The following is a 12,840-nucleotide window of genomic DNA, read 5'->3' on the forward strand; positions in this document are numbered from 1 at the left end:
TCACCAGCGCCAGCCCTCAGCGAGTGTTCACATAGACCACGGCTCGACAACAGACACGCATCCTCGGCTCCATCTCCGCTCACTTCCGATTAGAGAAAAACCGCCGAGGTGACAGTTAGCACCTCGGCGGTTAGCCCTTAACCCAATAAGGAATTAGTGGAAGAAGTGGCGAGTACCAGTCATGTACATGGTGACGCCAGCTTCCTTGGCAGCAGCGATGACCTCTTCATCACGGATGGAGCCACCTGGCTGGACAACTGCCTTCACACCGGCATCAATCAGGACCTGCAGGCCGTCAGCGAACGGGAAGAAGGCATCGGACGCAGCGTAGGCCCCCTGGGTACGGTTTTCTCCGTCGGCAAGCGTATTTGCGCGCTCAACGGCGAGCTTTGCGGAGTCCACACGGTTGACCTGGCCCATGCCGACGCCGACGGTGGCGTTGTTCTTGGACAGCAGAATGGCGTTGGACTTCACAGCGCGGACGGAGCGCCATGCGAATTCGAGCTCAGCCAGCTCTTCGGCGTTCAATGCCTCGCCGGTGGCCAGCTCCCAGTTCTCCGGCTTATCACCCTCTGCCTGGTAAGTATCCGGATCCTGGGTGAGCAGACCACCCGAGATAAACTTGTTCTCGGTGGTCGGTGCTTCGTACTCGGCGACGAGAATACGCAGATTCTTCTTGGCCTTCAGCACCTCAACGGCACCGTCTTCGTAGGACGGAGCGACGATGACCTCGGTGAAGATGTCCTTGACCTGTTCGGCCATCTCAACGGAGACCTCGCGGTTGACGGCAATGACACCGCCGAATGCGGACATCGGGTCACATGCGTGAGCTGCGCGGTGAGCTGCGGCGATGGACTCATCCGAGACTGCGATGCCGCACGGGTTAGCGTGCTTGATGATTGCCACACACGGGCGCTCGTGATCCCAGGCGGCACGCCATGCGGCGTCGGCATCCTGGTAGTTGTTGTACGACATCTCCTTGCCGTTCAGCTGCTTGGCGTTTGCCAGCCCCTTGGTACCAATGCGGGTCAGAGTTGCCGACTGGTGAGAGTTCTCGCCGTAGCGCAGCGGAGTCGGAGTGGATCCCTCAGCGCCACCGAGCTGCTCAACAAACCAATTAGACACAGCTGCGTCGTAATCAGCGGTGTGCAGGAATGCGTCGCGAGCGAACTCACGGCGCTGCTCGAGGGTGAAGCCGCCTTCCTTCACGGCGGTAGCGACATCGCCGTAACGAGCCGGGTCGACGACGATGGCAACCGACGGGTGGTTCTTCGCCGCAGCGCGAACCATCGACGGGCCTCCAATGTCGATCTGCTCCACGCATTCGTCGTAGGAAGCGCCCGAGGCAACGGTCTCCCGGAACGGGTACAGGTTAACGACAACGAGCTGGAAAGCCTCCACACCGAGCTCCTTCAGCTGAGCCAGGTGGTCTTCCTTGCGGGTATCAGCCAGAATGCCGGCGTGAACACGCGGGTGCAGCGTCTTCACGCGGCCCTCGAGGCACTCCGGGAAACCAGTGAGATCCTCAACCGGGGTCACAGGCACGCCAGCTGCAGCAATCTTGCCAGCCGTAGAACCGGTGGAAACGATTTCCACGCCAGCCTCGTGCAGGTCGCGAGCCAGCTCCTCGAGCCCAGTCTTGTCGTAGACGCTAATCAGAGCGCGCTTGATCGGTTTACGCTGCGTGTTGTCGTTGGTCATTTCAGATAAGCCTTTCGTCCGTCACGCTCAATTCCGTGATCGGCAATCGAGTGCAATACATCAACCAGGAGTCGGCGTTCGACAACCTTGATTCGTTCGTGCAGGGTCTCCACCGTGTCGTCGTCCTCGACGGCCACTGGCTGTTGCGCCAGAATCGGCCCGGTGTCCACTCCATTATCAACGATATGCACGGTCGTGCCGGTGACCTTCACCCCGTAGTCAAGTGCATCCGGTACCGCACGCGCCCCTGGGAAGGACGGCAGCAGCGCTGGGTGCGTATTAATGATGCGATTGCTGTAGGCCTCCACAAATGATGGCCCCAGAATGCGCATGAAACCCGCCGAGACAACGATATCCGGCGAAAAACTGTTCACGGCCTCTAAAACACGAATATCCCAACCTTCTCGGTCCTTCTTTGCCTCAGCATCGAAAGGCACCCGAAAAGTTGGGATATTGAGGTTTTGAGCCCTCTCCAGCGCCGGACAATCCTTGTCCGAACCAACCGAGACAATCTGAACCTTTTCAGCGTCCAACAGTTCCAGCATCGACTGCAAAAGGGAGCCCAGGCCAGAGGCCAGGACTACGATGCGGAGCTGCTTGCTGGAGGAATTATTGTGCGAAATTTCTGCGACGGGCTGTGCTTCAGTCACGGCGTTTAGCTTACCCAGCCCGGCAGAGACCCCAAATTCCGCTCCCCCTAAGTTGGCTTAGCTCTTTTCGCTTGACGACGGTTCCCCGTCGCCGCCCTCCTCCGAGTCTTCGGTGTCCTCATCGGATTCGTCCTCGTCGGTCGCATCTACTTCGCTCGACTCTTCTCCGCCTGCGGCGCTTTCCGAATCCTCTTCAGAGTCGTCCGATTCCTCAGCGTCTTCTGAAGTGTCTTCAGACTCAGCACCGGACTCTGATTCCTCCTCTGTGTCGGACTCGGCTTCGTCTTCGGAGGTCGCTACGACTTCCCCGTCGACAATCTCCTCCGACTCCTCCGAACCGTCCGCGTCATTGTCGGACTTGTCGGTATCGCCGGCATCCTCAGCCTCAGCATGACCGTTTCCATCTCCCGCAGGCTTCGGCGGGAACTTTTCTGCGGCCACTTCCGAGACTCCCTTGTCCCTACCAAGTGACGGCACACCGGTCATCGCAACAACCACGATGGCCCCCGGAACAAGCAGCCACATCGAGCCGAGCAGTCCAGTCAGCCACCAGGAGGCACCGGCCCACCCAAAGATGCCAACCTCACCGCCGAGCAGCCAAGCCAGCCCCATGAGGAAGATGATCGACCACACGGCAGCGAGAACGACGACCAGGTAGGGCTGCTTCGGTGCAGATTTCTTCAGGAATGCCACGACGCGCCAAGCCGCAACGGCTGGCGGTAGCACAATCAGCACTCCGAAAGCCCAGTGCACCAGCGACTGAGGCATGGCAGCCAAAATCGGCAGCGGTGGCAGCTGAGCCGGGTGCACTGCGAACAGCCCAGCCTCCGCTGGCCCAAACGTCGATTTTCCGCCCACCAGCACACCGACAGCACCGAAGGCCACGTTCGGCAGGTACAGCAGCGAGAGGCCGCTGACCGCAACACTTTCACCGACGGTATCCGTGATTGCAAATGTCTCTGCCAGCAACTCTCGATGCCAAATCAGCGAAACGAGTGTCACCACAACACCGGCCAGCCACAGCCATGCCACGTAGCTGCCCGCCAGACGGGCCGACCCGAGCAACCACTCCGGCAGCTTCCGGCGCAGCAGTAGTGCACGCAGCAACCGCTGCCCCATTCCCAGCACCAAGGCCACGAGATTTACAAGCAGCGCGGCTGCAATCGCAAGGCCGAAACTAGGGGTCTGAACGCGGGGAAACACCTTCGACGCGTCGTAAAGCATGAGCCACGCGATGATGGTGAGAACAATGGGCGTGCCCAGATACGCGCCGACCAACGCGCGCACATCCTTGATGCTGATGCGGTCAGCGACCTCGCGGCGCACCCGCCAAGCGATGAATGCCACCATCAGCACTGCGGGTAGCGCCGGCGTGAGCCCCAGCGTCGTGCCGTTAAAGCGGAACGGGGCAAGGTTAAACATCATCCACAGCGACGCGATACTCGCTGGAAGCGGAGACATTCCAGCGCCGCTGACGATGACGCCAATCAGAGCTACCGAGATGATGAACAGCAATACGACGCCGTAAGAACCGGCAACAGACAGCCCAAACCGGCGTGTACGAGGCGAGTTAATGAAACGACGGAACCCCGAGGGGCGCCCCTTGCGTGACGACGTTCCGGAGCCCCCCGCTTTCATCTTCGTCGTGGCGCCTCGATTGCTGTCGGCACCGACGCTGCGCGCACCGCCAGTCCGACCGGCCTGCGTGTTCTGCCATGCGCGGGCAGTGCGCTCACTGTGCTCACTGCGGACGCTACGGGAACCACCGCCGCTGCCACCGGCACCGGTGCGGCTTCGCCGATTTCGATCGCTACCGGAGGAACCTCTCCGCGAATCCGCGCCTTTCACAGTGACATCGTCCTTCCCGCTTCTAATCATTGACAGCTGATTGCCCACCTATATAGATAGGGTGCCACGCAAGGGTGCGTCACAGCCATGGCCATATAGTGCCATACATACAACGCCTCTTTGTTTAGGCATTGCAGAGTCTAATTTGAAGGTACGGATCCCAGGACGGACGGTATCCGTTGAGTCCGATCTCCTCCGCTGTCCCCCCAAAGTGGCTTCGCCGTTGGTTTCCATTTGTCAACGTCGATGGGTTACCTTTTGTCACCCCCGCTACCACACCCTTAGTTCACCCGGAAACTACTTGCCGCCCTCCCTACCCGCCCCCTCGATTAAGGGGCATCCGCCATAAAGCCCCTGGCAACACACCGGTTGCGCTTCACCGGATCCGCGATACAAGACAACAGCCCCACGGTCGCAGCACGGCTCTATTGAACTGAAACTGACAAATTAGTGAACAAGTTCTCTAAATATGAGTTGCTTGCCCTATATCGAACCGTTATTATCGCAGAAGTTAGATAACAGTTGGGTTACAAAGAGTTTCGTTGGCAGGGAGATTGAAGTGACGTTTTTCAATGCTCGTCGCGGAGGCGGAAAGCACCGCAAGGTAGAGGTTTCCGCAACTTCTCGCGCAGCACTGGTCGCGCTGTCCGCATCGACGATTGCTTCTTCCAACGCGGTCGCCCACGCAGCTGAGACCGAGAATAAGGCTCCGGAGAACTCAGCTTCGACTCAGACCCGCGCTGCTCAGCCGAAGAACAATGCTCCGATGGTGCTGGCCTCCAGCTCCTTCAATCCGAGCACTAACCTCAGCGACCACCTCGCTACGGCGTTGCAGTACAACCAGGAGCGCGTTGCTCGCGACCAGGCTGCCCGCGCTCCGAAGCTCTCCATCCCGACCGTGGGGCTGCTGACCTCACCGTTCGGTTCGCGCTGGGGCACTTTCCACTATGGTGTCGACCTGGCTAACGTCACCAACACCCCAATCATGTCCGTCATGGACGGCACTGTTATCGATGCAGGCCCGGCTCAGGGCTACGGTCAGTGGATCCGCGTTCGCCATGACGACGGCTCTGTTTCCGTCTACGGCCACATTGAGTCCATCTACGTTGCTGTCGGCGAAGCTGTCCGAGCTGGCCAGGTCATTGCTGGTATGGGTAACCGTGGCTTCTCCACCGGTACGCATCTCCACTTCGAGATTCACCCGGATGGCACCACCCCGGTCGACCCGGTGACCTGGTTCATCGAGCGTGGTCTGAACCTGAACTAATCAGGTATCGGCACAAATACGAGCAGGCCTGGCCGCTCTGCGAGGGCTCTACTTGTGCACTGTCCCCCTGTTTGACTGCGGCTGCAAGCCTCGTCTGATTAATTTTTCAGAAACCGACATCACCGCCGGTACTGGGGCTTTACTCTTGACACATGGCAGAGACTCAAACATTCCGCATGTGGAAGAAGTTGGCTGCGACTCCGGTCGTCGGCAAGCGTTTATTTTCCTTAGCCGCCGCATTGACGGCGCCATATTTCCGCACGATCTGCCCCAAGTTAGAGACGATGCAGCCTGGACTGGCGGTAGCGCATATGCCCGCTTGGTGGGGCGTGCGTAATCACATTAAGTCCGTGCATGCGATTGCTGCGTGTAACCTCGCTGAGTTCGCGATGGGCATGCTCTGTGAGGCCAGCGTACCGACAACGCATCGCTGGGTTCCAAAGGGCATGACGACGAACTACAAGCGCATCTCCGTTGGTGGTCTGACGGCTGTGGCCAAGGCTGAGTTGCCGGACTTCTCCACCATCACACCGGAGACTGGCGGGGTAGATTTTCCCGTCCACATCGTGCTGACCGATGCCAACGGCACCGAAGTGCAAGATGCCACCATCAACTGCTGGGTGACGGCGAAGAAGCCTAAGTAGCCTCCACGCGATAGTGGCACGTGCACGGCCGCAGGTAGGGACGGCCAATCGGGCGGTGGTTGTTCTTTTACAACTTCTCCATGGGCACGCCGCCGATAAGCATCATGCGGACCTTACCTGCGGATCCAAAGTCAATCATCACAGTTGCCCGGGGCGCGGCCCCTTGGACCTCAAGCACAGTGCCTAAGCCGTACTTGTCGTGAACAACCTTGTCACCGGGCTCTAGGTGCAAGACCTGATTCTTCTTTCGGGATGACGCACCAGAGTTAGAGGATCCACCAGAGCCGAAGCCCGAGCTGGAACCGAAGCCCGACGAGGCACCATGGCCACGACCAAACGCGCTGCCTGCGCCGTAGCCACCAGAGCCGAAACCACCAGAACCGGAGCCCCAGCTTCGAGCCGGAGCCTCGCGCAGCCAATCGATCAGGTCGCTTGGGACTTCCCCCAGGAAACGTGAAGGCGGATTATTCTGCGGCGACCCCCACGAGGACCGAGTCACAGCGCGCGTGAGATACAGCTGCTTGCGAGCTCGGGTAATACCCACATAGGCCAGACGTCGCTCTTCAGCCAGCTCCTTCGGATCGCCCAGGGCGCGCAGGTGCGGGAACAGTCCGTCTTCCCAGCCAATGAGAAATACCACCGGAAACTCCAGGCCCTTGGCCGTATGTAACGTCATCAGTGTCACTACACCCGTGTCATCATCCGGAATCTGGTCCGCATCGGCGACCAGAGAAACTCGCTCGAGGAATGCCTGCAGACTTCCCGGTACCGCTTCCCCATCGTTGTCGAAGTCGGCCGCGAAATCACGCGCGAGGTCATTCGCGATTCCAGATTCCACCTCGGACTCGCCACTAGTATCAGTACCGCTTTCAGCATCAGCTGCAGCGCCAGAGCCTTCATTTACATCAGCGCTAATATCCACCGATGACATCATCCGCGCCTCTGCAGAGAACTCCCGCGCAACGCTGACGAGCTCATTGAGGTTGTCCAGGCGCGTGGCATCTTGCGGATCATTGGAGCGCTCGAGCTCCGACTTGTACCCACTGCGATCAATAATCGCGTTGACCAGATCACCGATATCGGCCAGTTCACCGGATGCCATATCCGCCGCCAAGCCATCAATCATCTCGACGAACGCCGCCATCGCGTTTCGACTCCGCGCCGCCACCGCCGGAACCTTGCCCTCCGCTACGGCACGTAGCGCCGTGCCGAACGAGCATCTCTCGTCCTCGGCATAGAGAGACACATGCGCCACCGCACGGTCACCGATTCCGCGGCGCGGCGTATTGATAATGCGACGCAGCGAAACATCATCGTCGAAGTTCTCGATAACGCGCAGGTAGGCGACAATATCGCGTACTTCCTTACGCTCATAAAACCTGGTGCCACCAACCACCGTGTACGGCACGCCCATACGAATGAAGACATCCTCTAGCGCACGAGAGGAATTATTGGTGCGGTAGAAAATCGCCACATCCGAATACGAGTACGGCCCGTAGTCGACCAATTGCTCAATCTCGTTAGCGATAAACCGAGCTTCATCGTGCTCATTGTCCGCTACGTAGCCCTTGATCTTGCCGCCCTCACCGAGATCGGTCCACAGCTTCTTCTCCCGGCGATTCTCATTCCGCGCAATCAACGCATTGGCCGCCGACAGAATCGTCTGCGTCGAGCGATAGTTTTGCTCCAGCAGAATCGACGTGGCCTCGGGATAGTCCTTTTCAAACTCTTCAATATTTCGAATAGTCGCACCACGGAAGGCATAAATGGACTGGTCCGAATCGCCCACCACACACAGCTCACTCGGAGGCACATCTCCACCGGGTTTGCCGACGAGCGTCGAGACCAAAACATACTGCGCATGGTTGGTGTCCTGGTACTCATCCACCAACACATGCCGGAAGCGGCGACGGTAATACTCTGCAACCTGCGGGTGATTGGTGAAAATCCGAACGACCTCACCGATTAGATCGTCAAAGTCCACGGCATTAGCCGCCCGCAGCCTGGTCTGGTACTCCAGGTAAACCCGTGCAACAACATCATCAAAAGGATTGCGCGTCGTCGAGGCATCCGCGAGGGCCTTCTCCGGGTCAATCAACTCATTCTTGAGATTGGAGATACGCGACGAGAGCACGCGGCCCGTGAACTTCTTGGCATCCAGGTCCATGTCCTTAGCGATCATGGACAGCAAACGCCGGGAGTCGTCCGAATCATAAATAGAGAAATTGGAATTAAGCCCCGGTACTAGCGCATGCTGCATGCGCAGTATGCGCACACACATGGAGTGGAACGTGGACACCCACATACGCCGCGCCTGGTCACCGACCAGTCCCGCCACACGCTCGCGCATCTCGGCTGCGGCCTTATTGGTAAAGGTAATAGCCAAAATTTGGCTTGGCAGGACCCCACGCGCACCGATCAGGTATGCAATCCTGCGCGTCAGCACAGACGTCTTTCCCGAACCCGCTCCAGCCACAATCAACAGTGGTGAGCCAATGTGCTCCACTGCTTGGCGCTGCTGCGGATTAAGCCCCTCTAACAGCGACTCTGAATCAAAACTGGGCTCGAAGCCACCGCCAAAACCGCCGCCAAAGCTGGCAGCGCCACTCGGCGCACTATTGCTACCAGCGCCGGCGAAGTGGCCGAACCCACCACGGCCAGGCGTAGCACCGCCCGACTCACCGTGGTTCGAACCACCATGGCTATCACCACGACGGCCATCGTCAGCATTGAAGGACCCGAACAACATTCCAGTTTCATTTCCCATGATGGCTACTACAGTAGCCGAGCCCCCGGATTGGACTGTTCGAATCCTTTGGCACAATAAGAACTATGAGCGAAAACCCTGCGGACACTCCCGCCGCACACACCGACAACACCAACGGCGCTGAGCACAGCCAACAGGCTGCGGCAGTATCCCCTTTTGAAGTCCGCACCCCCACCGGCACCGATGACCCGTTGAGCTCCGCGGAGATCGAACAGTACCGCAAGGAAATCAACCGCCTTGACGGGCTGATTATCGATGCCATTCAACGCCGCACCGCAATCAGTAAGGCCGTCGGCAAAACCCGCCTGGGATCTGGCGGCACGCGTCTCGTGCACGGCCGAGAGGTGCAGATCATCAACGAGTTCCGTGACGCCCTTGGCCCAGAGGGCCCAGCGATCGCATCGGCTCTGCTGCGCATGGGACGCGGTCGCCTGGGCTAACCCTCGCCAACTACCTGTCCGGCTAGCCTTCCAGGGAAATCAGCTTTTCCTCTAGGAACTCATCAATACCGGTGAAGCCGCCCTCACGTCCAAGGCCGGACTGCTTGACACCACCGAACGGCGCCGACGGGTCCGACAGCGAGCCTTTATTGACCGCAACCATGCCGGACTCCAATGCCTCTGCCGCACCAAGTGCCTTGGTCAGGTTCTCACTGAACACATACGCCGCCAGACCAAAGATCGTGTCATTTGCCTGCTCAATCGCGTGCTCATCGTCCGTGAAGGTTGTCACTGCAACCACCGGACCGAAAATCTCTTCGCGGACAATATCCGCATCCTCGGGCACATCAGTCAGAACTGTGGGCTCGAAGAAGTAGCCGCCGGAAAGCGCGCCGCCGAGATCTGGGATCTTGCCGCCGCACTCTACCTTCGCACCGCGCTTGACCGCATCGTCAACCAGATCACGAACCTTTTCCTGTTGATCACGCAGCGCGAGTGGCCCAAGGTCCGTCGCCGGATCGGTACCCTCGCCCAACTTCAGCTCCGCAAAACGCTTGACGACGCCTTCGACGAACGCATCCTTCTTGGATTCATGAACAATAAAGCGATTCGGGGCGATACACACCTGGCCGCCATTGCGGAGCTTGGCGTCACTGACTGCCTGCACAGCCTTATCAACATCACCATCAGAGAGAATGACAAACGGAGCATTCCCGCCGAGCTCAAGGGAAACTTTCATCGAAGTTTCCGCGGCCTTCGCAGCGAGCATCTGGCCAACTTCGGTGGAACCGGTGAAGGTGAACTTGCGCAGGCGGTCATCGGAAAGCAGGGCCGAAACGTTGGCTGAGTGTCCTGTTGGCAGCACGGAGATTACGCCTGCGGGGACACCGGCTTCGATAAGCAGTTTGCCCAGGTAGAGCATGGTCAGCGGAGTTTTGGACGCCGGCTTAATAATGACCGGGCAGCCGGCGGCGAGTGCCGGGGCGATCTTGCGGGTACCCATAGCCAGCGGGAAATTCCACGGCGTAATAGCCAAAGCCGGGCCGACCGGCTGCTTAATCACCGCGACGCGCGAGGTTCCGCTCGGAGAAATTCGGTAATCGCCGGAGATACGCACGGCCTCCTCAGCGAACCAACGAAAAAACTCGCCACCGTAGCCGACCTCAGCCTTGGAATCCGGCAACGCACGGCCCATCTCCAGGGACTGCAGCTGGGCCAACTTGTCTGCATCCCGACGGATGAGTTCAAAAGCGCGGTAAAGAATCTCGCTGCGCTTGCGGGGCGGGGTTACCTTCCACTCCTTCTGGGCTGCGACGGCGTCGTCAAGCGCCTGCCTGGCGTCCTCCTCTGTGGCGGAGGCGACCTGGACCAGCGGCTTATCTGTCGCGGGGTTAACGACATCGAAGGTCTCACCATTCGACGCGGGACGGAACTCGCCGCCGAGGAGAAGGCCTGTGGGGACATCTTTGAGGATGTTGTCGTAATCAGGGGTGAAATCAGTCATATTTTCCAGGGTAGGTGCCTTTGCTGAAGCGGGCTAGGGACTCGTAGGTGGCGGATAGTCGACGGATGGTCGGCGCATAGGCGGAGCATAGGCACCGCGGAATCGAGCTGCCAGCAGATTGTGGTCACGCCTGATCGAATACTGTCGCCCGGCGAGAGCGCCAAAACGCAACTAGTCTGGGGAGGTATAAAGTGCATTTCGTCAAAACTCACCTGGGAGCAGGAATGACTGTAGATATCACCGCAACCGAACAGTGGGCTCAGCTGGCTAAGCGCGTGGACAATGTTCGCGCCACCTCGCTGCGTGAGCTTTTCGCCAATGAAGATGGCCGCACTGAGAAGCTGACTTTCGATGCGGGCACTCTCCACGTTGACCTTTCCAAGAACTTGATGTGCCTCGACGGTTTTGCCGAGCTGGTTGAGCTCGCTCGCGCCGCTGGCATCGAAGAAGCACGCGAGAAGATGTTCCGCGGTGACAAGATCAACACCACTGAAAACCGCTCCGTGCTGCACACAGCGCTGCGCCTGCCAGCAGAGGAAAATCTGACCGTCGGCGACCAGGATGTTGCTGCCGACGTGCATGAGGTGCTCGGCCGCATGCGCGACTTTGCTCGCAGCCTCCGCAGTGGAGACTGGCTGGGATACACGGGTCACACTATTAAGACTGTGGTCAACATCGGCATCGGTGGCTCCGACTTGGGCCCGGCAATGGTGACCAAGGCGCTGCGCACCTACGCCACTGCCGGCATTGATGCCCGCTTTGTCTCTAACGTTGACCCATCTGATCTACATGCGGTTCTGGATGAGGTCGATCCGGAGTCCACGCTGTTTATCGTCGCTTCCAAGACCTTCACCACGCAGGAGACGCTCTCCAACGCTCACGCAGCTCGCCGCTGGCTTATCCAGCAGCTGGGTAGCGAAGATGCCGTCGCCAAGCACTTCGTCGCCGTTTCCACGAATGCCGAAAAGGTCGCCGAATTCGGCATCGACACTGAGAACATGTTTGGCTTCTGGGACTGGGTCGGCGGCCGCTACTCCGTCGACTCCGCCATCGGCCTGTCCATCATGGCCGTCGTTGGTCCGATGGACTTCATGCGCTTCCTGCAGGGCTTCCGCGCAATGGATGAGCACTTCCTCAACGCTCCGCTGGAGCAGAACGTGCCGGTACTGATGGGCATGCTGAATGTCTGGTACTCAAACTTCCTCGACGCTCAGTCGCATGCCGTGCTGCCCTACTCTGAAGATCTCTCTCGCTTCCCGGCGTACCTTCAGCAGCTCACCATGGAATCGAACGGTAAGTCCGTGCGTACCGACGGCAAGAGGGTGGACTACAACACCGGAGAAATCTTCTGGGGTGAGCCGGGAACGAACGGCCAGCACGCTTTCTTCCAGCTCCTTCACCAGGGAACTCGCCTAGTTCCGGCTGACTTCATCGGCTTTGCCCGTCCACGCCAGGATCTGCCGACGGCTTCCGGCGAAGGTTCTATGCACGACCTACTGATGAGTAACTTCTTCGCACAGACCAAGGTGCTGGCCTTCGGTAAGACCGCAGAAGAAATTCGCGCAGAGGGCGTTGCCGAGGAACTCGTAGAGCACAAGGTCATGCCAGGTAACCGTCCGACCACGACCATCATGGCCGAGGAACTGACCCCGGACGCTGTCGGTGCGCTGATTGCACTCTACGAGCACATCACCTTCGTCGAGGGCATTGTTTGGGGCCTGAACTCCTTCGACCAGTGGGGCGTCGAGCTGGGCAAGCAGCAGGCTGGCGACCTACTGCCTGCTGTTACCGGTGAAGTTGCACCGGATTCGGGCGATGCCTCCACCGATGCGCTGCTGACCTGGTACCGCGACAAGCGCTAACGTCTTCTGGCCAACTGGCCTAGATAACTAACAGTCCGCCCTCGGCTTGAACTGATTCTCGCTGCGGGCGGACTTTTGTTATTTGTATGGCCACTCGGTTGCGGTGAGGATGGGGCGCGGCATCCCGTCGCAAAGCGGGGTTGGGAAAAAGCTAATA

At 59.1% G+C, this 12,840-nt stretch carries 9 protein-coding genes; 4 read left to right on the forward strand and 5 right to left on the reverse strand.

The genetic code is table 11. The annotated features are described in order from the left end of the window. Positions 1-153: 153 nt before the first annotated feature. From purH to HMPREF2820_RS06860, 3 genes are read right to left on the reverse strand one after another with little or no spacing between them, the layout of a single operon-like run. Positions 154-1,701: a bifunctional phosphoribosylaminoimidazolecarboxamide formyltransferase/IMP cyclohydrolase gene (purH, locus tag HMPREF2820_RS06850; RefSeq protein ID WP_016422167.1), complete on the reverse strand. Its 1,548-nt coding sequence runs from the start codon at positions 1,699-1,701 to the stop codon at positions 154-156. Continuing rightward, positions 1,698-2,351, reverse strand: coding sequence for a phosphoribosylglycinamide formyltransferase (purN, locus tag HMPREF2820_RS06855; protein WP_070603487.1), 654 nt, complete (start codon positions 2,349-2,351; stop codon positions 1,698-1,700). The genes purH and purN overlap by 4 nt, the downstream gene beginning before the upstream one ends. Before the next feature lie 57 nt (positions 2,352-2,408). Further along, a complete protein-coding gene (locus HMPREF2820_RS06860) occupies positions 2,409-4,229 on the reverse strand; it encodes a cell division protein PerM (protein ID WP_070603488.1) in 1,821 nt (606 codons plus the stop codon). Between the two features lie 529 nt (positions 4,230-4,758). Between HMPREF2820_RS06860 and HMPREF2820_RS06865 the strand changes: the two genes are divergently transcribed. Both HMPREF2820_RS06865 and HMPREF2820_RS06870 read left to right on the forward strand, forming a co-directional pair. Further along, positions 4,759-5,466 (forward strand): M23 family metallopeptidase, encoded by a 708-nt coding sequence (locus HMPREF2820_RS06865; RefSeq protein WP_083300229.1) that lies wholly within the window; start codon positions 4,759-4,761, stop codon positions 5,464-5,466. A gap of 152 nt (positions 5,467-5,618) precedes the next feature. Next, positions 5,619-6,110: a hotdog fold domain-containing protein gene (locus tag HMPREF2820_RS06870; protein ID WP_049190290.1), complete on the forward strand. Its 492-nt coding sequence runs from the start codon at positions 5,619-5,621 to the stop codon at positions 6,108-6,110. Positions 6,111-6,177: 67 nt separating this feature from the next. Here the strand turns inward: HMPREF2820_RS06870 and HMPREF2820_RS06875 are convergent, their stop codons facing one another. After that, on the reverse strand, positions 6,178-8,877 hold the full coding sequence (locus HMPREF2820_RS06875) for a UvrD-helicase domain-containing protein (protein WP_070603490.1): 2,700 nt from the start codon (positions 8,875-8,877) through the stop codon (positions 6,178-6,180). A gap of 65 nt (positions 8,878-8,942) precedes the next feature. On the opposite strand from HMPREF2820_RS06875, the gene HMPREF2820_RS06880 reads away from it, so the two are divergent. After that, complete coding sequence (locus HMPREF2820_RS06880; RefSeq protein ID WP_038627823.1) at positions 8,943-9,317, forward strand: chorismate mutase; 375 nt, start codon at positions 8,943-8,945, stop codon at positions 9,315-9,317. Between the two features lie 22 nt (positions 9,318-9,339). On the opposite strand, the gene HMPREF2820_RS06885 is transcribed toward HMPREF2820_RS06880, so the two are convergent. Next, on the reverse strand, positions 9,340-10,821 hold the full coding sequence (locus tag HMPREF2820_RS06885; protein ID WP_070603492.1) for an NAD-dependent succinate-semialdehyde dehydrogenase: 1,482 nt from the start codon (positions 10,819-10,821) through the stop codon (positions 9,340-9,342). A gap of 224 nt (positions 10,822-11,045) precedes the next feature. On the opposite strand from HMPREF2820_RS06885, the gene pgi reads away from it, so the two are divergent. Next, on the forward strand, positions 11,046-12,683 hold the full coding sequence (pgi, locus tag HMPREF2820_RS06890) for a glucose-6-phosphate isomerase (RefSeq protein ID WP_070545722.1): 1,638 nt from the start codon (positions 11,046-11,048) through the stop codon (positions 12,681-12,683). Positions 12,684-12,840: the final 157 nt, after the last annotated feature.

It is taken from the genome of Corynebacterium sp. HMSC064E08 (assembly GCF_001811805.1).
GTDB classification, from domain to species: Bacteria; Actinomycetota; Actinomycetes; order Mycobacteriales; family Mycobacteriaceae; genus Corynebacterium; species Corynebacterium jeikeium_D.

Excerpts from the sequence above, each read along its gene's own strand:
- purH (WP_016422167.1), bottom strand. The coding sequence starts at position 1,701 with ATGACCAACGACAACACGCAGCGTAAACCGATCAAGCGCGCTCTGATT.
- HMPREF2820_RS06860 (WP_070603488.1), bottom strand. The coding sequence starts at position 4,229 with ATGATTAGAAGCGGGAAGGACGATGTCACTGTGAAAGGCGCGGATTCG.
- HMPREF2820_RS06870 (WP_049190290.1), top strand. The coding sequence starts at position 5,619 with ATGGCAGAGACTCAAACATTCCGCATGTGGAAGAAGTTGGCTGCGACT.
- HMPREF2820_RS06875 (WP_070603490.1), bottom strand. The coding sequence starts at position 8,877 with ATGGGAAATGAAACTGGAATGTTGTTCGGGTCCTTCAATGCTGACGAT.
- HMPREF2820_RS06880 (WP_038627823.1), top strand. The coding sequence starts at position 8,943 with ATGAGCGAAAACCCTGCGGACACTCCCGCCGCACACACCGACAACACC.
- HMPREF2820_RS06885 (WP_070603492.1), bottom strand. The coding sequence starts at position 10,821 with ATGACTGATTTCACCCCTGATTACGACAACATCCTCAAAGATGTCCCC.
- pgi (WP_070545722.1), top strand. The coding sequence starts at position 11,046 with ATGACTGTAGATATCACCGCAACCGAACAGTGGGCTCAGCTGGCTAAG.